Below are 16,135 nucleotides of genomic sequence, written 5' to 3' on the forward strand. Positions count from 1 at the left end.
CCTATTTAATAGCTTCTCTTTTTAAGTTTGTCTCAACAAAGGCTTCTTGTATGCGTAAGCATGTACTGCTATCGCAAGTTTTCATCGCTTGGTATAAGGCACACTCAACTGCTCTTGCATTACTTTTTCCATGACTTATAATCACAGGCTTTTTAACTCCTAAAAGTGGTGCCCCACCATACTCTGCATAATCAACTTTTGACTTTAAAGTCTTAAAAACCCCTTTTATCAAAGATGCACCTAGCATCCTAAGAGGAGACTTTTTTATCTCTTGCTTTAGTATGGTTGAGATAGCTCCAGCAACACCTTCGCTTGCCTTTAAGACAAGATTCCCCATAAAGCCATCACAAACTACAACATCAACTTTACCATTAAAGATATCTGGCCCTTCTACATTGCCTATGAAGAAAGGATAGTCTTTTAAAAGCTTGAAAGTTTCTTTTGTTAGCTCATTACCTTTAGTGTCTTCTTCACCATTAGAAAGTAACCCAACTTTCACATCTTTATATTCTAAGGCTGACTTAGCGTACTGATAGCCCATTATGGCAAAGTCTACTAAGTAATTAGGCTTACAATCAGTATTAGCCCCAGCGTCTAAGATGATACTAGGTTTATCTGTAATAGAAGGCATGCAAGTGCAAATAGCAGGGCGACTTACACCCTCTATACGTCCTACTAAAAGTGTAGCTAGACCCATGGTAGCACCACTATGACCACATGAAACAATCGCATCAGCCTTGCCATCTTTAACAAGTAAGACCGCCTTATAGATAGAACTCTCTTTCCTCTTGATGGCAACACTTGCTTGTTCATCTAGATGTATATAATCATCTGTATGGATAATCTCAATTTGCTTTAGTTTGTTAGGACTAATATTAGTATCTAGTATAGGCTTTATTAACCTTTCATCTCCACAAAGTACGGCCTTAAAGTCTTTGTGAGTAATAGCGTTTTTTAGTCCTAAGACTATGGGCAAAACGCCATTATCCGCACCCATAGCATCTATGGAAATAGTAAGCATTACTTATAGCTATTAGTCACAGGGTTGATGAAGTGAGGTAACTTCCAGTTACCATTTTTATCTTTTATAGGTTTTGCTAGTGTTACTTTATAGTGAGTGCGTCTTTTTGCTGCTCTTGTCTTACTAACTCTTCTCTTTGGTACTGCCATCTTTACTCTCCTTTTATATGATAATCAAGTCTAATAGATTCAACTTCGCTTAAACAAATCTCTTTTAAATCTACATAGCCATTAAAAAATTCTATAATATCCAAAATATGCTCATTATTACCATCTTTGGAATCATAGATTCCATCTGAGATGTATAAAGTTAAAGGATTTGTTATATTTTTCACAAACTCCTCACCACTTCTAACACAGATGAGATTTAACGTTGCATGCAACGCACCTTCAAACTTTACTAGCTTTGTAAGCTCATCAAAAAATATCTCTCCTACTAGCTTCACGCTTTCAGATTCCTCTAAAAAATCCGCACTTTTAGAATCTAATCTATAGTTAACTTCTTTTTTAGTTTTTCCGATCTTTCTAAACTCAAGCATTACCTAAGCCTTTTACTTAAACTTAGAAACTAAAAGATTTCAGATTCCGCAAAAAAGAAAGCTATCTCAGTTTTAGCATTTTCTAAGCTATCACTTCCATGCACTGCATTTGCATCTATACTTTCTGCAAAGTCAGCCCTTATAGTTCCTTTAGCTGCTTCTTTAGGGTTAGTAGCACCCATAAGTTCACGATTTTTAGCAACAGCATCCTTCCCTTCTAGTACCATAACTACTACAGGCCCAGAAGTCATAAACTCTACTAAGTCTTTGAAAAATGGTCTTTCTTTATGCACGGAGTAAAACTTACCCGCTTCTTCAGTACTTAAAAAGATCTTTTTACAAGCGGCAATTTTTAAGCCATTGCTTTCAAATCTGCTTATGATCTTCCCAATCACATCTTTTTTAACAGCATCTGGTTTTATGATAGATAGTGTTCTTTGCATGGCATTCCTTATGTTTAAAATTAAGCTAAAGATTATATCTTAGAAATATGTTTCCCAACAACCATATATTTAATAATCCCAAAAATCTCTAATCCATCTAGTGGACTTGCAGGGTTGGCTATCTTATAGCTAGATTCTAAATCTACTAGCATAAAATCAGAATCTTTGCCCACAGCTATCTCGCCCTTATTAAGCCCCATAAAATTGGCGATATTTTTTGAAGTCTTGGCAAGTAAGTCTTGTAAGCTTAAAACACCGCTTTTAACTAAAAAAGTATAAGCCAAACCAAAGTAGTGCTCTATACTATCAAAGCTTGCTCTAGCATCTTCATACACTTGATTTTTAAGATGAACGCTTACTGTGCTATGTAGGCTAGTAAGCATGTAAGCTTCATTTAATAGCTTTAAAAGCGCATCTTTTGAAGCCTTAGGAAGCAGTGGGGGGTTAAGTTTATATCTTGTATCATAGTCTTTAAGATTAGTTTCATCAAAGATTAGATGAGGCAAAGGTACTTGTGAAAAAAGATACTTGCTTTCTTTTAGAATCTTAAAACTTTCGCTTACATTTAGCGCGCTAAAAAGCACATTAACTTTTAAAAACTCTGCCATTTGTGCTATTTTTGCTATCTCTTTTAGCTGTCCTAAAAAGCTTATCTCACCAAGCCCTAAGCTTCTTATAAAAGGACTTTCATAAGCAAGCCCTACTTCCATGTGAGTATCAAAGGCATTAACTATCAAAGGTAGTTTTAACATCTTGGCATACAAAAAGGCTTGATATAAAAGATTAGATTCCACATCGCTATCTAAAAAGATGGCACTTTTTGGGTTGCCTGAGTAAAGGATGCTTATATCGTTTAAGTTACCATTTTCATTAAAAGCTGGGATTAGAGAAAAGATATTTATAGTCTCACTTTGGCTAACACTTTTTACTAGAGCATTAATTGCTTCAGTGTCATTTCTTGGTTTAGTATTTGGGCTTAGATATAAGCTTCCAACACCTCCTTTTAGTGCCTTTTGTGAGGTGCGAAGGAGATTTTTAGAGTTTAAGATAGAATCTTTTGGCAAGATATTAACATCAAGTAAGGCAGGAAGTAAGGCTAAGCCTTTACACTCAAACACTTCATCGCTAGATTCTATATCATCTTTTATCTCTACTATCTTTCCTTCACTTACCAAAACATCTTTAGCCTTAAAGCCGTCTTTAGTTAAGACCTTTGCACCTTTAAAAAGCATTTTAAAATCCTCCGACACCTTCTTCTATCAACGCAACTAAAACTTCTATCTTGCCTAGCATGATTAAGATTCCAACTACTATTAAAAATATAGCAGCTATTATCTCTATAGCCTTCATATAATTTTTAAGCCTTCTTACAACCGCTAAGCCTTTATCTAAAAATAAAGCTAATACTAAAAATGGTATAGCAAGACCTATGATAAAAGCTATAAGTGAAACTATAGCCACTGCTTGATTAGCCGCAGCTAAAAATGTTATAGCAGCTATTATTGGTCCAGTACAAGGAGTCCAGCCTGCTGCAAAGCCTATGCCAAAGATTAAGGGCATGATGATATGAAGGGCTTTGTTGTGTTCAAGTTTAGAAAGATTAAGCTGTTTAGTTTTATATAAAAATTTAAACTTAAAAAGCCCTAAAAAATGAAGCCCAAAAAGTATAACTATAGCCCCAGAGATATAGCGCACAAAAGGATAGTTAAAGATGTTTTCAAAAAGATTTATCATAGCTAGGCCTAAAAAGAAAAACACTATGCTAAAACCTATAACAAATAAAATAGCAGATGTTAAAGTCTTCTTATGGGAGTAGTTTTTAGTATCACTTAGCCCAACTCCTGATATATAAGACATATAAGAGGGGATTAAAGGCAAGATGCAAGGGCTTATAAACATTAAGATTCCACCCAAAAAACTAGCTAATACTGGTAAATGTTCAAACATTTGACTTAATACTTGTTGCAAGGGGACACTCCATAGATTTTTGTTACAAACTCTTGAGTCTAGCTTTTTAAAATATGAAAAAGTTAAACATGCTTAGTCTGCCATTATTTAATTACTATTATCACTTACTTTAGCTATCTTTATTCTTAGGTGATAAGTCTTTACTAGAGTTACTTTTAATGCTTTCTAGCCAGTCTTTTAAGGTCTTTTCAAAGCCTATGTTACTGAGACTAACATACTGCTTGCCATTATGATAACTTTGTTTCACATAGCCATTAAAATCGTGTGGATACTTATAGCCTATAGGGTTAGTTCTAATATGCAAAGGAACTAGACTAGTATCTTTTTTAGTTTCTTTCATGGCTAGATTTATAGCCTTATAAGCAGTATTAGATTTAGGAGAGCTAGCTAGGTAGATAACACATTGTGAGAGGATGATTCTAGCTTCAGGATAGCCTATCTTGCTTACTGCTTGCATGGTAGAGTTTGCAAGATTAAGCGCGTTTGGATTAGCATTACCTACATCTTCACTAGCTAATATTACTAAGCGTCTAGCTATAAACTCTGGATTTTCCCCAGCATTAATTAAGCGCGAAAGATAATAGATACTAGCATCTATATCACTCCCTCTAATAGACTTTATTAAAGCACTTATTAAATCATAGTGCACATTATCTTCGCTAACCCCTAGCATATTACTAGTTATCTCTTGTAAAGATTCTATACTGGCATACTCTTTCATGCTTAAAGCAACTTCTAGTAAGTTAAGTGCTGCCCTTGCGTCATTGTTTGAGTTAAGTGCTATCCAGTCTTTTATCTCATCTATATTTTTAGGTCTATCCTTACTAGGGATGGTGTTAAGTGCATTATCTAAAATAGATTCTATATTCTTAGTGCTAAGTGGTTTTAGTTCAAAAAGTATGCTTCTTGAGCGAAGGGCAGCACTTAAAGAAAAGTAGGGGTTTTGCGTGCTTGCTGCTAGAAGATGTATTTCATTGTTTTCTAGTAAGGGAAGTAAGAATTCTTGTTGGGTGATATTTAGCCTATGAATCTCATCTATAAAAACTAAAGGTTTAAAAAACCCTAATTCAAATGAAGAAAGATCTTTTTTTAAGCTTTCAAGCTTAAAGTTAGTTGCATTGTGGCTTAAAAAAGGTACATCTAACACTCTAGCTATAATCTTAGCTAGGCTAGTTTTACCAACGCCTGGAGGCCCAAAAAATATCATATGAGGGATATTTTTAGATTCTATTATAAGCCTTAAAGGCTTGCCTTTGCCAAGTAAGTGCTCTTGCCCCACAAAAGATTCTAAGTCTTTAGGTCTTAAGTTTAAGGCAAGCTTACTCATAAAAGTTAAGACTTTTTGTTAATAACTACAAGCTCATAAGAACTTACATTATTTTCTATACCCTTAGTGCTGTTTGCATCTCCAAAGCCCTTACTTCTAAGCTCTTCATTTAACGCATCTAGCTCATCAAGCCTATCTTTAAGTCGCAAGATAATATCAACTCCTGCTAGATTTACACCCATGTCGCGAGTTAAACGTAAGACTGTTTTTATCTTATCCATATCTTTTTGGCTATAAAGTCTCATCTTGCCTTGAGTTCTTGAAGGCTCTACAAGGCCTTCTTTTTCATATTGTCTTAGTGTTTGAGGATGTATTTTTAAAATCTTAGCAACTACGCTTATAAGATAGACTGGTTCTTCATATGATTGCATGATTAGTCCTTTAATTCAGATTCTAAGAGATTTTTTAACTCACTGCTAAAAGAGTTCACATCTGGTAAAAGTACGTTTGCGACTAGATATATATTACCAGTTTGGGCAATTTTAGAGTTAACAAAACCAAGGCCTTTCATTTTGAACTTTTGACCATTTTTTGTATTTTCTGGAATCTTCATCTTAACAGTTTTTGAAGGAAGAGCTATTTCTATCTTGCCTCCAAAAAGTGCAGTCTTTAAGCTTAAATCAAACTTCATATAAACATCTAGCCCATCAACCCTATACTTCTCACTCTCTTTAAACTTAAGCGTTAAGATAGCATCTCCTACTACTCCATTACTACTTCTACCCTTGCCTTTTGCCCTAAGCTTAGTGCCTTCCATAGCCCCAGTTGGTATCTTTATATCAAACTTATGCTCACCTAACTGTATAGTCTCTTTCCCACCAACTAGTGCTTTTTGTATATCTATATAAAGCTCGGCGTTTACATTTAAGCGCTCAGTATTTGGAGTATTAAAGCTAGAGCCACCAAACCCACCTCCTCCAAAGTCAAATCCACCTCCTCCAAAGCTAAAGCTTGTCCTTCCTCCTCTGCCCCCTCTTTCAAATCCACCTCCAAAGAGGTTATTTAGTATGTCATCAAAGCTCGCTGACCCTGCTCCTCCTTGGCTTCTTGAAAAGTCTTGAAAGCTTTGATTCCCAAACATGGCATCACCATAAGCGTCATACTGTTTCTTTTTTTCTTCATCACCTAATATCTCATAAGCAGCATTAACTTCTTTGAACTTTTCTTCAGCATCTTTGTCTTTGTTGACATCTGGGTGATACTTGCGTGCAAGCTTTCTGTAAGCCTTTTTTATCTCATCACTACTTGCATTTTCACTAACTTCTAGTGTTTCATATAAACTCTTAGCCATTTAATTCACCTTTAAGTTTTAGTCATTTTCGAAGTAAAAGTTTAGCGTAACCTTATTAACTTTAGTTAGTCCTTAAGCATCAATTTTAAAAAAATTACGTAAATTTATAAAAACACATATTGTAATTTTATTTTTTTATATATAATGATTCTACTTTAATACTAAAAGGAGACTTAAGCATGAGCACCAACAAACTAGGAAAACAAACTAACGCACTACATTTTGGCTACGATAAAGACAAGCAACAAACAGTAAGCGTGCCCATCTATCAAACAACAGCCTATGCCTTTGATACTAGCCTTCAAGCAAGTAATCGCTTCTCGCTTCAAGAGTTAGGCAACATCTACTCACGCCTTACTAATCCAACTTGCGATGTGCTAGAAAAACGCATAAGTGTGCTTGAAGGCGGAACTGCAAGCGTAGTTACTGCTAGTGGCTCAGCTGCCCTTTTTTATGCTGTCACTAACATAGCTGGTAGTGGGGATAATGTCTTAGTGGCTAATAAGATTTATGGAGGGAGTACTAGCTTACTTTTTCACACACTAAAATGCTTTGGTATAGAAGCTAGGGAGTTTGATATAGATGATTTAAGCACTTTGGAATCTAAGATAGATTCTAAGACTAAGGCCATCTTTTTTGAAACACTTAGCAACCCACAAATCGCAGTCGCTGATATAGAAGCTATAGCTGCTATAGCTAAAAAGCATAAAATCATAAGCATAGCTGATAACACAGTGGCTTCATCTTATCTTTGTAATCCTATAGCACACGGTGTAGATGTAGTTACTCACTCACTAAGTAAGTATGCAAGCGGTCAAGGAAGTGTGCTGGCAGGAAGCATTACTGAAAGAGAAGGCTTAAATGAGCTTATAAAAGATAACCCTCGCTATGCACACTTTAATGAGCCAGATGAAAGTTATCATGGGCTAGTTTATACAAGCCTACCTTTGCCAAACTACACACTTAGAATCCGCATAGCCTTGCTTAGAGATATAGGAGCAAGCCTAAGTCCATTTAATGCGTGGCTAGTGTTACAAGGCCTTGAAACACTAGCCATAAGGATAAAAAAGCACTCTAAAAATGCTTTAAAAATTGCCAAATTCCTAGAAACTCACCCAAAAGTAGAAAGCGTAAGCTACCCTGCTTTAGAATCTAATAAGTACTATGCCTTATCTCAAAAGTACTTTTATAAAGGGCGTGCAAGTGGGCTTGTAAGTTTTGTTTATAAAGGAAGCCTAGAAGAGGCTAGAAAGGTAGTTGATAGCACTTCTATCTTTAGTATAGTGGTAAATATCGGCGATACTAAGTCTTTGATAGTACATCCTGCTTCAACCACTCACTCCCAACTTAGTGAAGCTGAGCTTAAAAAAGTTGGAATCTTGCCTAATCTTATAAGGCTAAGTGTAGGGATAGAAAATATTAAAGATTTAAAAGAAGACTTAAAAGAGGCCTTAGGTGAGTAATATTTAGCAAGGTCTTATCTTTTCAAAACAGTAGATTTTTAAAAATCTACTGCTAGCTTTTTTAGCTACAACAAAGCTTTTACTTTATGATATGACTTACAAACTTAGCGTAATTATCCATTATCAAAGACCCCTTTCTAAAGCCTAGTCCACAAGGCTCATAGGCATAAAAAACTTGGGGTTGATAAAAGTTTCCTTCATATGAGTTAAGCTCATAAAACTCTTGATATAAAGGCTTATGATTAGCATAGATTCCATCATTTGCTTTTAACACTGTTTTATTAGAATCTAAAATCTGAACATTATTACCTTCTCTTCCAAAACTAGGTTTTAAGACTTGTTTAGTTGAAAGTGGCTCATAGCTTGCAGGTAGTAAAAGTGGATGATTAGGAAAAAGATCCCATAAGATTTTAAGCATGCGTTTGCTTTGAAAAAGCACTGTGTAGGCTGGGTTTATAAAAATCGTGTTTTTATTATCCATCATATTTGCCATTATGGCAGCAAGCTCTGGCTCATCTATGGCTATATTTTCCCATGGGATAAGCTTAAACCAAAACTCATAGTTTTCATCATTAAAAAAAGTGCCTTCAACAGAATCTAATTGCACTTCATCTACATAGCAAAAGTTTGTCTCAAAGCCACCATGCCTTGCGCAATCTTGCAAAAACTTAACAGTTATCTCTTCTTCATCACTCCCTCTAATGCTAGAAAAAAGCATACGCCAGCCTTCATAAAGCCTTTCAAACTCTTCTAAGTCAGAATCTAGTGTTATAAGTCTTTTAAAGTTATCACTAATTGCTTGGTAGATATTATTAAACTGTAAGTGCTCATCCATGCCATTAAACTTTAAAAGTCCCCATTGAAGACTTGAAGTCTCATATAAACTAGTAGGAGTATCAGCGTTAAACTCTAAAAGTTTTATAGGCTTGCCATCAAGCCCGCCAGCTAGATCAAAGCGCCCATAGATATGCCAGTGTATGTCTTCTTCAAAACTTTGGATTATTGGCTCTATTAAGGAGTTTGGGATATCAAGATCATAAAAAAGATTATTAGCTATGACGTGTTCTGCACCTTCTACATACATAGAGTAAAGCTCTTCACAAGCATCATAGTAAGTATCTGCTTCTTTTTGAGTTACGTGAATTAGCTCATCACTTATATAATCACTTCCATCTATATCAGTATGCCAACTAAGTCCTAGGCTTTCCATCTCACTTTTAGTAAAAAGCTTTATCTTGCTTATATCCATGCTTTAAGTCCTTATGCTGTTTTGATAAAAAATTTTATCTCAAAATAGAGCTTATTATGGAATCTTTGTGTGAAGAGAAGAGATTAGCCAAACTGGAGGATTAAGGCATTATGTAAGTAGACTAGATTCTAAAAAGATGTTTTAAAATCTAGTCTTAAGATTAAGTCTTTGTAAGGAAGCTAGCATTTAAGGTTTGCTAACTTATTATAGGACTTAGTGAGAGTTTAGTGAGCCAAGATATTGATCAGCAAAGTACATACTATCGCCTGCTTCGCCGATTAATTTAATCTTATCAACTATGCCTCTAAATAACGCTTCTTCTTCGTGTTGTTCAGCTACATACCATTGTAAGAAGTTAAAAGTTGAGTGGTCTTTTTTAGCCAGTGTTAAATCAACTAGTTCATTAATAGATTTAGTAACTTTTAGTTCGTGCTCATAAGTTTTTTCAAAAACGTCTAATAAAGATTTAAATTTATTTTCAGGTTTTTCAATTTGTTGTATTTCTACTTCTGTATCAGTTTCATTTAGATACTTCATAAGTTTTTGAGCGTGTGCGCTTTCATCTTGAGCGTGGTCAAATAAGAACTTGCCAGCACCTTCAAGTTTGTTTGTATAACACCATGAAGACATACTTAAATATAAGTGTGATGCAAACATTTCTTTAGCAATTTGATCATTTAGTGCTTTGATAACTTCTTTTTCTAACATGAGGTGTCCTTTATAATTCTTGAGATAGTTCCTTGTTAAAGGTTGTCTCATTATATGGCATAAAATAATAATAAGTCAATACTTTTTCATTAACTTTCTTACTTTTTTTACAAAGTAAGAACTTTTTTCCACATAAACTAAAAATTAAACTATTTTTAATAATAATAGTAGGAATGCATTTATGCTCATATCTGAGACTACAGGCTTTAACAACCCCTTTTTTAAGAATCTAAATATTTTATTAAATCTTATGTTAGAATGAAAGGCTTTTAAAGCTTAAGTTAGTTAAGAGACTTTAAGCCCTTACACTTATCTATAAGAGCTTTTAAATATGGGGCTGTTTTTTAAGAAACCAAAGGTTTTCAAGGAAACATCCCCATATGTGCTTTAAGATTATACATACGGGGACAGTTTTCAAGGAAACATCCCCATATGTGCTTTAAGATTATACATACGGGGCTGTTTTGGCTTTCGACGGGAATTTTTTAATATAAATTGCATACCAGCTGATATCTGTCACTATCACCAAATATAAATGCAAACAATGCAAATTACGCTCCAGCCTACGCTAAAGCTGCATAGGTTTAACTAACACCCGGAGCTGGTCTTTATTCCATCTACTAAGCGCGACTTAAAGACCATAACCCTAGCTTAGTGGCTCTTCTTAAATCAGACAAAAGTTAAGAAGCTAAGACTACTTGTCCTACTTTTAAGTCCTTCTTTTTTGGGCAGTTTTTAAAACTTATAAGTAGTATCTACAAAAACTATCCTAAGTATGTAGAGGTTTATATAAGGGAAGATTTTCGGACTGGGGTTCAATTCCCCACAGCTCCACCATTTTTGTAACGCCTTAAGTTTTATAACTTAAAGTTTCTTTATCTCACACTTCAAATAAATTTTTCATCACAATAAGCTTCATATACTATAAAATCATGCATAAACTTAAATTAAGGGCTAAGATACATGGGACTTTTAAGATTTGGATTAAAGACTTTAGTAACACTAACTCCCACTCATATCAAAGATGACCTAATCTCAAAAGCCAGCCACAAGCTCTTAGAATCTAAACTTAAAGGCGTAATAGAAAAGATGCTAAAACTAAACCTTGATAGCACAAACAAAACCATAGACTTAGAAGTAAAGCTAAAAGGAGAAAGTGAGAGTATAAAAGTATATATCACAGGCTATAAGCTAGTTAAACTTGATGATGAAAGAGCCCTCCTTTACTTTGAAACCATCCAAACTTCAAGAGAGTGGATAGATACTCTTATAAAACTTTACTTTAAGGATAAGCCTGTACCTATCCCTACAAAATATGCTGAAACTTTAGGGATAGTCATCTAGTTAGCATTTAAAATTTATCTAACAACTTTTATTATTTCTAATACCTTGCATCACTTAACGTATAAGCAAAAAGTACGCTTACACCACTAACATTAAGTGCTTCTATAGCTTCTTTTAAAGTAGCTCCAGTTGTTATGATGTCATCTACTAGTATGCAAGAGTTAAACTTAGAATCTAGTCTAACTTTAAAATCCCTCTTAGCGTTTTGACGCTCACTAGCACTTAGAAGATGAAAAAAGTTAGCATTATCTGTTTTAGATTTTAAGGCGTTATGCACAACCTTAAAGCCATATTTTTTGAAGCTTTGGGCTATGATGCTTGAGTGCGAGTAAGCCCCTTTTAAACTAGCATCAACTGCTATAACTGCAGTATGAGTTTTATTAATATCAAGTAGATTAGGATAGGTTTTAAAAAACTCTTTTAGTGCTACTTCACTTAGTCTTTTATAGATTCTAGACCCAAGCAAAGAGTACTTGCTTAGCAAAAACTCCCTTACTTCAGAGTAAGCAAAGCTACTCACAATCCTAGTTGAAAAAATACGCCTTTGAGAAAAAATCATAGAAAGATTAGAGATGCAGTCCTTACAAACTAACTCTAAGCTAAGTTTAGAACATCCTAAACATCTCATAAAATGCCACCTTATAAAAAAGTGTCTTATAAGTCAAAAAAGTCCTTTATATCATTATGTATAGAATCTATACTCTTACTAGCATCTATACTTTTAACCAAAACACCTTTTTTTTCTAAAAGTCCCAGCGTGGATTTTAATCTAGTCTGAACACTTAAAAGATACTCTAGCCCCTTAGCTTCTATGCCATCTTGCTTTTTAGCTTTTAGCCTAATGCTTAGTGCATCTTTACTTATCTCTAAAAGCACAACCTTAGTAGGAAGTATGCCACTAGTTGCAAAGAGGTTTAACTCTAGTGCGCACTCTAAGTCTAAGTCTGAGTAAGCCACGCCTGAAACTAGGCTTCTATCACTTATAACAAATTTAGGATTTTGAAGTCTTAGCTCATTAAAAAGTGCAGCCCTTGAAGCAAGAAAGAGTAAAAACATAGTTTTATGATCTAGGTTAGATTCTATCTCTTTTCTTATCATAGGACCTAGTGGAGAGCTATCTGGTTCACTTATAAAAGTAATCTTTTTAGAATCTAAAGCCTTTTTTAATAATCCTATCTGAGTGGATTTACCAACACAGTCTATACCCTCTAATACGCAGTAAGTCATAATTTATCTTTTAAGTGTTTTTCTATATAACTTGCCACTTCAATAGGCAAGAGATGATTGGCATTGCCATTATGAGTGATGATGCTTCTTACTATAGAAGAGCTTATAAAGGCGTTTTGTAAAGTTGGCATGAAGTAGATAGTATCAAGGTTTGGATTTAAAGAGTTGTTCGCATAGCCCATTTGAAGCTCATACTCAAAGTCGCTTACTACCCTAAGTCCTCTTATGATGATGTTTATATTTCTGTTTCTTGCTAGACTTGCTAAGAGCTCATCAAAGACTATGCACTCAACATTAGCCATATCTTTTGTTACAGCCTGTGCCATCTCTAGTCTTTGTTCTAGGCTAAAAAGTGGATTCTTACTTTCACTTTTAGCTATGGCTAAAAGCACTTTATCAAACATAGTAACACTTCGCTTTATGATATCTACATGCCCATTTGTAAGGGGATCAAAAGTCCCCGGATAGATGGCATTTTTCATGCTTTAACCTTTTGGTTTTTTCTAGTAGCCTGCTGGCTGAACAGTAAAGCTTTCAAAGATAACTGCTTGCACTCTAGTAGTAGTTAGTATAGTGTTTACATTAGCTATGATTTGTGCCCTTGCTTTTAGCTTGTTTTTACTTTCTTGTATCTCAGCTGCAGTATATTGAGAAAGAATGTTGTTTATATAATCGCTTATGATTCCATCTTTACTGCTAACTTCATTTATACCTTTAGTATTATCTAACACAAGTTGAACTTGTACTTTTAGATAGCCGCCTACTTGCTCATCACTTCTTGAAGGCTTTAAGTTAACTATAATTCCATCTTTTGCCTTCATAGTATAAATGGCTGCTGGATTTTTATAGTACTCTGTGCTTGCATTAATCTGAGTTGCTACATTAGGAGAGGGTAAAACTACTACATTTTGAGGAGCTGCATTGTCATCTTTGCTACCACTGCCCATGAAAAAAAATGCAACTATGCCTATTATTATTAAGATAACTATCAAAACGCCAAGTATCACAAATAATACCGTAGCACCCTTTTTTGTATTATGCTTTGCTTCATCTGCCATATCTTCTCCCTTTAAGATTTTATAAAAGCTAGACTAGTTTTTCCAAAGCTAACTTTGCTTTCTATATTAAAAAACTGTTCTATATCAATATCGGTATTAAACTCTAAGATACATAAAGTTACGTTTATATCTTGTTTTAAGATATTTAAAAAGTTAGCTATACGTTCATATATATCGCTAAAACCCTCCCTTATACTAAAAGGTGGGTCAAGATATAGTAAACAAGGCTTTTTTATAGTCTTTAACAAAGCTAAAGATTCTAAAAAAGATGCATGAAAGCTAGTTATACAAACATCTTTAAATCTAGCCTTACATAAGTTTATATTCTTACTTAAGTTAGAAAAAGCTTGCTTATCTACTTCAAAAAATACACACTCTTTAAAGCCAACAGAAAGGGCTTCAAAGCCTATCTGCCCACTCCCACTAAAGCACTCTACAAAACATATCTCTTCTTTTCTTTCGAGATTTCTAAGTCTATCTATAAGCGAAGTTTTAACTCGCGACTTAGTAGGTCTTGTAGTAAGGCTAGATTCAAAAAAAAGTTTAAGCCCTTTAAGTCTTCCTTGTCTTATCACAAAACTATGCATCTATATTAAAACCATCAAAAACTATATACCTTACTTTGCCATCTTCTAAGATTTGATTAATCTTAGTTTTTAAAAGACTTTTTAGATTATCCCTATTTACAACACCTTCTACTTCACCTGGAGTAAGTGTGCTTGCAGTATCACTTACTATCTCACGGATTAAGGGCTCTTTTGTATTTAGCTCATTAACTAGCTGCTTATTTTCAAGCACAAAAGATAGCTTAAGTCTGAGCTTTAAAGGAAGAGTGTTAGGTGGGCTAGGCTTTAAGTCAACTATAAAAGGCTCACTAAAGACATATAGATATCTAGCATTTTTTAAAATATCCATCTTATCAAATGGCTTAGATGTATTCTTACTCATCTCTTGTGTGTTAGATTCCACCATCTTAGGGGCTATATTTTTTGCAGGTTTAAAAAAGATAAAAAGTAGTACTAAGATTATGATTAAGACGATGATAAAAATCACTAAGATTACAATAGGTCTTTTATTCATTACAACTCTTCTTTAAAATGTTTAGCTTTTAGCTATCTTTGCTAGTCTATCTAAGAACTCTTCTACAAGCTCGCTTACATACTCACCTTTTTCGCCCTCTGCGTTTTTAAGCAAGCCTTCTATATCTTTTAGCTTACTTAAGTCAAGCTTTTTTTGTTCCTTATTAAAACTTTCTTCTTCGCCAAGATTATTTTTTAGGCTTTCAAGCCTTTTAAAGTCTCTTTTTAAAAAACTACCTTCTTGTAAAAACTTATCTTTTTGCATAAAACTTTCTTGATGTTTTTGATAAAACTCATGAAGTTGCAAAAAGATTCCATAAACACTACAAGGTATTAGTATGTCTTTATTTATCTGGCAAATTGGCAAGGCTTGCTTAGTTTCTCTAGCCGCATCTAAAGTGTCTTGTCTACTTAAAGTTTTTTCTAGGTTGCTTTCTATACTTAACCTACTTTCTAGCTCTTCTATAGGGATATCAGAGATGATTAAGTCAGCATCTTCTAGCTTTACTAAAATACTTTTTAGATAGAAACTAAAACTTATAGATAAAAAAGGGTCTTTACAGATTAGATGTACCTTTAAGTCGTCCTCGTTTAAAAAGTCTAGGTCGTTTTTATACATTTAGTTTTATCCTCAAAGTATCTTTTGGCAGTGTTTTTAAGCGTATCTTTTTTAAAGTGTATTCTAGTCAAATATAAACCATTTGGTGGTGCTAGTACTCTAATGCACTCTTTAAGCAAAAATTTATTATCAATCTGAAGGCTAAGTTTTTCTAAACTTAGCTCTCCTAAACTTGCTAATGATATAGCCTTAGCTATAAGTCTAACTTGGGATCGCAAAAAGGCATTAGCGCTGATGCTTAATATAAAAAGCTCCATGTTAAAAAGCTTTTTCTTATAAATACAGATTCTATAAATCTCTCTTTCATAGTCTTTTACCTCACTCCCACTTTTAGAAAAGCTTTTAAAATCATGTCTTCCTACAAAAAGCTTACAAGCCTTTTTTGCTAAGTCTAAATCACCAAAATCAAGTATAGAAACAAAGCGATTATAAAAGGGCTCTATAAAAGTAGGGCTAAAGACATATCTATAAGTGCGAGAGCTTGCGCTAAATCTTGGATGAAAACTACTATCTACTTCGTCTAACTTATGGATTAACATATAAGGATAAAGCTTTTTGTTTAAAAGATCTTTTAAGGAATCTAAGTTTTTATAAAGCTTAGGAACTTCAAAACGCACTACTTGAAAACATGCGTGCACGCCTTTATCTATGCGAGAAGAAGCGATTATATTAGGGGTTGTTATACCAACTTTAGCAAGTTTAGATTCTAAGTAGTTTAAAGCACCTTTGTTGTTTGGCTGCTTGCTTGAGCCTAAAAACTCTGAGCCATCTATACTTAAAACACACTTTAAAAAATGCAT

Annotated in this window: 21 protein-coding genes and 1 other RNA gene; 3 read left to right on the plus strand and 19 right to left on the minus strand. The window is 34.2% G+C overall.

Going from position 1 to position 16,135, the window contains the following annotated elements; genetic code table 11:
- Position 1: 1 nt before the first annotated feature.
- The 9 genes from plsX to BKH43_RS00530 all read right to left on the minus strand — a co-directional run bounded on the left by plsX (position 2) and on the right by BKH43_RS00530 (position 6,588).
- Positions 2 to 1,021, minus strand: a complete 1,020-nt coding sequence (gene plsX / locus BKH43_RS00490; RefSeq protein WP_095227390.1) for a phosphate acyltransferase PlsX — start codon at positions 1,019 to 1,021, stop codon at positions 2 to 4.
- The gene (gene rpmF / locus BKH43_RS00495; protein ID WP_095227392.1) at positions 1,021 to 1,170 is read right to left on the minus strand and encodes a 50S ribosomal protein L32; all 150 of its coding nucleotides are present in this window, start codon (positions 1,168 to 1,170) and stop codon (positions 1,021 to 1,023) included. Before rpmF ends, plsX begins: the two co-directional genes overlap by 1 nt.
- A gap of 2 nt (positions 1,171 to 1,172) precedes the next feature.
- Positions 1,173 to 1,559: a hypothetical protein gene (locus BKH43_RS00500; RefSeq protein ID WP_095227394.1), complete on the minus strand. Its 387-nt coding sequence runs from the start codon at positions 1,557 to 1,559 to the stop codon at positions 1,173 to 1,175.
- 29 nt (positions 1,560 to 1,588) lie between these two features.
- Positions 1,589 to 2,002 (minus strand): nucleoside-diphosphate kinase, encoded by a 414-nt coding sequence (gene ndk, locus BKH43_RS00505; RefSeq protein WP_095227396.1) that lies wholly within the window; start codon positions 2,000 to 2,002, stop codon positions 1,589 to 1,591.
- Between the two features lie 32 nt (positions 2,003 to 2,034).
- Complete coding sequence (locus tag BKH43_RS00510) at positions 2,035 to 3,234, minus strand: amidohydrolase family protein (RefSeq protein ID WP_095227398.1); 1,200 nt, start codon at positions 3,232 to 3,234, stop codon at positions 2,035 to 2,037.
- Between the two features lies 1 nt (position 3,235).
- Positions 3,236 to 3,970 carry a cytochrome c biogenesis protein CcdA gene (locus BKH43_RS00515; RefSeq protein ID WP_253248013.1) on the minus strand — a complete coding sequence of 245 codons (735 nt, stop codon included), beginning with the start codon at positions 3,968 to 3,970 and terminating at the stop codon, positions 3,236 to 3,238.
- A 109-nt stretch (positions 3,971 to 4,079) separates the two neighbouring features.
- Entirely contained in the window at positions 4,080 to 5,297 is a 1,218-nt protein-coding gene (locus BKH43_RS00520; protein ID WP_095227402.1) for a replication-associated recombination protein A, read from the minus strand.
- A gap of 5 nt (positions 5,298 to 5,302) precedes the next feature.
- A complete protein-coding gene (locus tag BKH43_RS00525; RefSeq protein WP_095227404.1) occupies positions 5,303 to 5,668 on the minus strand; it encodes a helix-turn-helix transcriptional regulator in 366 nt (121 codons plus the stop codon).
- A gap of 2 nt (positions 5,669 to 5,670) precedes the next feature.
- Positions 5,671 to 6,588, minus strand: coding sequence for a DnaJ C-terminal domain-containing protein (locus BKH43_RS00530; protein ID WP_095227406.1), 918 nt, complete (start codon positions 6,586 to 6,588; stop codon positions 5,671 to 5,673).
- Between the two features lie 179 nt (positions 6,589 to 6,767).
- On the opposite strand from BKH43_RS00530, the gene BKH43_RS00535 reads away from it, so the two are divergent.
- Entirely contained in the window at positions 6,768 to 8,051 is a 1,284-nt protein-coding gene (locus BKH43_RS00535) for an O-acetylhomoserine aminocarboxypropyltransferase/cysteine synthase family protein (RefSeq protein WP_095227409.1), read from the plus strand.
- Between the two features lie 79 nt (positions 8,052 to 8,130).
- Here the strand turns inward: BKH43_RS00535 and BKH43_RS00540 are convergent, their stop codons facing one another.
- Both BKH43_RS00540 and BKH43_RS00545 read right to left on the minus strand, forming a co-directional pair.
- A complete protein-coding gene (locus tag BKH43_RS00540) occupies positions 8,131 to 9,300 on the minus strand; it encodes a glutathionylspermidine synthase family protein (RefSeq protein WP_095227411.1) in 1,170 nt (389 codons plus the stop codon).
- Positions 9,301 to 9,513: 213 nt separating this feature from the next.
- Entirely contained in the window at positions 9,514 to 10,008 is a 495-nt protein-coding gene (locus BKH43_RS00545) for a ferritin (RefSeq protein ID WP_095227413.1), read from the minus strand.
- A gap of 455 nt (positions 10,009 to 10,463) precedes the next feature.
- On the opposite strand from BKH43_RS00545, the gene ssrA reads away from it, so the two are divergent.
- Positions 10,464 to 10,845: a transfer-messenger RNA gene (gene ssrA / locus BKH43_RS00550) on the plus strand.
- A gap of 126 nt (positions 10,846 to 10,971) precedes the next feature.
- Entirely contained in the window at positions 10,972 to 11,352 is a 381-nt protein-coding gene (locus tag BKH43_RS00555) for a hypothetical protein (protein ID WP_095227415.1), read from the plus strand.
- A 37-nt stretch (positions 11,353 to 11,389) separates the two neighbouring features.
- Here BKH43_RS00555 and BKH43_RS00560 read toward each other — a convergent pair whose 3' ends face one another.
- Genes BKH43_RS00560 through truA form a run of 8 tightly spaced genes read right to left on the minus strand, consistent with a single transcriptional unit; the run spans position 11,390 to position 16,135 of the window.
- Positions 11,390 to 11,980, minus strand: a complete 591-nt coding sequence (locus BKH43_RS00560; protein ID WP_095227417.1) for a phosphoribosyltransferase family protein — start codon at positions 11,978 to 11,980, stop codon at positions 11,390 to 11,392.
- Positions 11,981 to 12,006: 26 nt separating this feature from the next.
- Positions 12,007 to 12,579 carry a dTMP kinase gene (gene tmk, locus BKH43_RS00565; RefSeq protein ID WP_095227419.1) on the minus strand — a complete coding sequence of 191 codons (573 nt, stop codon included), beginning with the start codon at positions 12,577 to 12,579 and terminating at the stop codon, positions 12,007 to 12,009.
- Entirely contained in the window at positions 12,576 to 13,061 is a 486-nt protein-coding gene (gene coaD / locus BKH43_RS00570; protein ID WP_095227421.1) for a pantetheine-phosphate adenylyltransferase, read from the minus strand. The genes tmk and coaD overlap by 4 nt, the downstream gene beginning before the upstream one ends.
- Positions 13,062 to 13,082: 21 nt before the next feature.
- Positions 13,083 to 13,637 carry a flagellar basal body-associated FliL family protein gene (locus BKH43_RS00575; protein ID WP_095227423.1) on the minus strand — a complete coding sequence of 185 codons (555 nt, stop codon included), beginning with the start codon at positions 13,635 to 13,637 and terminating at the stop codon, positions 13,083 to 13,085.
- 11 nt (positions 13,638 to 13,648) lie between these two features.
- Positions 13,649 to 14,224, minus strand: coding sequence for an RsmD family RNA methyltransferase (locus BKH43_RS00580; RefSeq protein ID WP_095227425.1), 576 nt, complete (start codon positions 14,222 to 14,224; stop codon positions 13,649 to 13,651).
- Positions 14,217 to 14,717 (minus strand): flagellar basal body-associated FliL family protein, encoded by a 501-nt coding sequence (locus tag BKH43_RS00585; RefSeq protein ID WP_095227427.1) that lies wholly within the window; start codon positions 14,715 to 14,717, stop codon positions 14,217 to 14,219. Before BKH43_RS00585 ends, BKH43_RS00580 begins: the two co-directional genes overlap by 8 nt.
- Positions 14,718 to 14,738: 21 nt before the next feature.
- Positions 14,739 to 15,335: a hypothetical protein gene (locus BKH43_RS00590; RefSeq protein ID WP_095227429.1), complete on the minus strand. Its 597-nt coding sequence runs from the start codon at positions 15,333 to 15,335 to the stop codon at positions 14,739 to 14,741.
- The gene (gene truA, locus BKH43_RS00595) at positions 15,317 to 16,135 is read right to left on the minus strand and encodes a tRNA pseudouridine(38-40) synthase TruA (RefSeq protein ID WP_095227431.1); all 819 of its coding nucleotides are present in this window, start codon (positions 16,133 to 16,135) and stop codon (positions 15,317 to 15,319) included. Before truA ends, BKH43_RS00590 begins: the two co-directional genes overlap by 19 nt.

The sequence above is a fragment of the Helicobacter sp. 13S00401-1 genome (genome assembly GCF_002272925.1).
Taxonomy (GTDB): Bacteria; Campylobacterota; Campylobacteria; order Campylobacterales; family Helicobacteraceae; genus Helicobacter_I.

Bases quoted from the DNA above. Each gene is read 5' to 3' on its own strand.
- plsX (WP_095227390.1), bottom strand. From the start codon at position 1,021: ATGCTTACTATTTCCATAGATGCTATGGGTGCGGATAATGGCGTTTTG.
- rpmF (WP_095227392.1), bottom strand. From the start codon at position 1,170: ATGGCAGTACCAAAGAGAAGAGTTAGTAAGACAAGAGCAGCAAAAAGA.
- BKH43_RS00500 (WP_095227394.1), bottom strand. From the start codon at position 1,559: ATGCTTGAGTTTAGAAAGATCGGAAAAACTAAAAAAGAAGTTAACTAT.
- ndk (WP_095227396.1), bottom strand. From the start codon at position 2,002: ATGCAAAGAACACTATCTATCATAAAACCAGATGCTGTTAAAAAAGAT.
- BKH43_RS00510 (WP_095227398.1), bottom strand. From the start codon at position 3,234: ATGCTTTTTAAAGGTGCAAAGGTCTTAACTAAAGACGGCTTTAAGGCT.
- BKH43_RS00520 (WP_095227402.1), bottom strand. From the start codon at position 5,297: ATGAGTAAGCTTGCCTTAAACTTAAGACCTAAAGACTTAGAATCTTTT.
- BKH43_RS00525 (WP_095227404.1), bottom strand. From the start codon at position 5,668: ATGCAATCATATGAAGAACCAGTCTATCTTATAAGCGTAGTTGCTAAG.
- BKH43_RS00530 (WP_095227406.1), bottom strand. From the start codon at position 6,588: ATGGCTAAGAGTTTATATGAAACACTAGAAGTTAGTGAAAATGCAAGT.
- BKH43_RS00535 (WP_095227409.1), top strand. From the start codon at position 6,768: ATGAGCACCAACAAACTAGGAAAACAAACTAACGCACTACATTTTGGC.
- BKH43_RS00540 (WP_095227411.1), bottom strand. From the start codon at position 9,300: ATGGATATAAGCAAGATAAAGCTTTTTACTAAAAGTGAGATGGAAAGC.
- BKH43_RS00545 (WP_095227413.1), bottom strand. From the start codon at position 10,008: ATGTTAGAAAAAGAAGTTATCAAAGCACTAAATGATCAAATTGCTAAA.
- BKH43_RS00555 (WP_095227415.1), top strand. From the start codon at position 10,972: ATGGGACTTTTAAGATTTGGATTAAAGACTTTAGTAACACTAACTCCC.
- BKH43_RS00560 (WP_095227417.1), bottom strand. From the start codon at position 11,980: ATGAGATGTTTAGGATGTTCTAAACTTAGCTTAGAGTTAGTTTGTAAG.
- tmk (WP_095227419.1), bottom strand. From the start codon at position 12,579: ATGACTTACTGCGTATTAGAGGGTATAGACTGTGTTGGTAAATCCACT.
- coaD (WP_095227421.1), bottom strand. From the start codon at position 13,061: ATGAAAAATGCCATCTATCCGGGGACTTTTGATCCCCTTACAAATGGG.
- BKH43_RS00575 (WP_095227423.1), bottom strand. From the start codon at position 13,637: ATGGCAGATGAAGCAAAGCATAATACAAAAAAGGGTGCTACGGTATTA.
- BKH43_RS00580 (WP_095227425.1), bottom strand. From the start codon at position 14,224: ATGCATAGTTTTGTGATAAGACAAGGAAGACTTAAAGGGCTTAAACTT.
- BKH43_RS00585 (WP_095227427.1), bottom strand. From the start codon at position 14,717: ATGAATAAAAGACCTATTGTAATCTTAGTGATTTTTATCATCGTCTTA.
- BKH43_RS00590 (WP_095227429.1), bottom strand. From the start codon at position 15,335: ATGTATAAAAACGACCTAGACTTTTTAAACGAGGACGACTTAAAGGTA.
- truA (WP_095227431.1), bottom strand. From the start codon at position 16,135: ATGCATTTTTTAAAGTGTGTTTTAAGTATAGATGGCTCAGAGTTTTTA.